This is a genomic window from Pseudomonas sp. NPDC087817 (assembly GCF_044742875.1).
GTDB lineage: Bacteria > Pseudomonadota > Gammaproteobacteria > Pseudomonadales > Pseudomonadaceae > Aquipseudomonas.
Window position 1 is genome coordinate 1 of the sequence record NZ_JBIUVJ010000133.1, and the last position, 1,279, is coordinate 1,279.

The 1,279-nt window shown below is 57.5% G+C and carries 1 protein-coding gene and 1 pseudogene; one reads left to right on the forward strand and one right to left on the reverse strand.

Annotated elements, in window-relative coordinates; all coding sequences use genetic code 11:
- Positions 1 to 874, reverse strand: an 874-nt coding sequence (locus tag ACIONG_RS29865; protein WP_401304563.1) for an ArsR/SmtB family transcription factor, incomplete at its 3' end; no start/stop codon positions are given.
- A gap of 258 nt (positions 875 to 1,132) precedes the next feature.
- Here ACIONG_RS29865 and ACIONG_RS29870 point away from each other — a divergent pair.
- Positions 1,133 to 1,279, forward strand: a pseudogene (locus ACIONG_RS29870) (hypothetical protein); the annotation flags it as partial.

The window sequence follows — 1,279 nt, forward strand, 5'->3', positions numbered from 1 at the left end:
AAAGATCCTCCATAACAAAACCCAAACAGAGAAAACAGAACACAACACTGGCCCAACTCTGGTTGTGGCTACATAACTCTGTCACGAGCAGACTACCGCCCGGTTGCAGCAGGCCGGCCATGTGCTTGAGCGCTTCGGCCGGTGCGGCGAAATGGTGCAGCACCATATTCAGTACAACGCAATCGGCTTGAAGGCTGGTGCCGTTCAATGCATCGGCCAATTGCAGGCTGACGTTAGCCAGTTGTTCGCGTTCACATACCTGACGTGCCAGTTCGAGCATCGCCGGGCTGTTGTCCAGCGCGGTTACGGTGCCGAAGCGGCGTGCCAGTTCCGGCAGAAAAGCACCATCGCCGGGGCCGACTTCAATGGCCGTGGCAGCGCCATTGAAATTCAGTTTGTCGAGCAGGGCCAGCACGCTTTCACGATACTGCGGCAGGCCGGCAATCAGGTCTTGCTGGGCGCGAAATTTCTCCGCGACTCGGGCGAAAAAGTCTTGGCTGGCGGCGGCTCGCTGGGCGTGAACCTGAGCGATTCGCGCCTGGACGTCGTCCGGGAGCGCCAGATTGTCGACTTCTTCTAACAGTGCAGCGTGCAGCTTGCCACCCAGCAGTTCGGTGTGGGGCAGGGCGCGGCGATAGAAAATCGCGTTGCCTTCGCGGCGGGTCGCCACCAGATCGGCTTGCGCCAGGACTTTAAGGTGATGACTCATGCCGGACTGGCCAATGCCGAAAATCTGCGCCAGTTCCAATACACCAAACGAATCGTTGGCCAGCGCGCGCAGTACATTCAGCCGCAGCGGATCACCGCCGGCCTTGCACAGGGCCGCCAGCTCGTCGCAATCGTCATGGCGAATGGAAGGCACGCGTAAGTTCATGGGGCAGCAGTCTAGAGACGGGGGTAAATCACCGCAAGGCCAATATCAAAAAGTTTTGATATTGCTCGATAAATGGCACTCCTCACGAAACGGTTAACTCTACAAACGAACAGCGGAAAGGTTTCACCAACGGAAACCGCCGTTAACCATGGGAAAAACGCCCTCGGATGACTATCTGTCATTGCCCCGAGGCGCTCCGGTGAGGGAAAATGCCCTCCTTTTTTCCGTTTCAATCTATTCACACCCAGGAGATCAGCGATGCCTAGCCGTCGTGAGCGTGCCAACGCCATTCGTGCCCTCAGCATGGATGCCGTGCAAAAAGCCAACAGCGGCCATCCCCCGGCCCCAATAGGGTTGTCGGAAAAGGCCAAAACCAAACGGGGTAGAAAAACAAAACCCCAAGCG